This is a genomic window from Bartonella sp. MR168JLCBS (genome assembly GCF_042194175.1).
Genome location: NZ_JBHIMP010000404.1, coordinates 323 through 684, shown reverse-complemented (window position 1 = coordinate 684; position 362 = coordinate 323). Strand labels below are relative to the sequence as shown.

The 362-nt window shown below is 32.0% G+C and carries 1 pseudogene; it reads left to right on the top strand.

Annotated features, from left to right (window positions below):
- Positions 1 to 124: 124 nt before the first annotated feature.
- Positions 125 to 362 (top strand): annotated as a pseudogene (locus tag ACFIK8_RS11640) (lytic murein transglycosylase); the annotation flags it as partial.

Genomic DNA, 362 nt, shown 5'->3' with positions numbered 1-362 from the left:
CATCTCCTCAAAACAAATCATCTGTTTCAGCCTTTCTCATTCGCTTGATAACATTATTAATTAAACCAAGGACAAAATGAAGTTATCCCAATAAAAATACTTGAACATTAATGGGAATTTAAAAATGCAAAAAACAGAATTTAAGGCCTTTTTTTCTTCAGCGGAATCAATAAACGTGAGAACTTTTATCATTTGTTCAGTTGCTCTTCTTTCTGCTTTTTTGATGTTTTTTACATCATTTTCACACGCTGATAGCAACTTTAAACGCTGGATTAAAGAATTTAAACAAACAGCCCTCGCCAACAATATTTCATTAGCTACGTTTGATATGACTTTTAGAACCGTCAACACAATTGATCCAG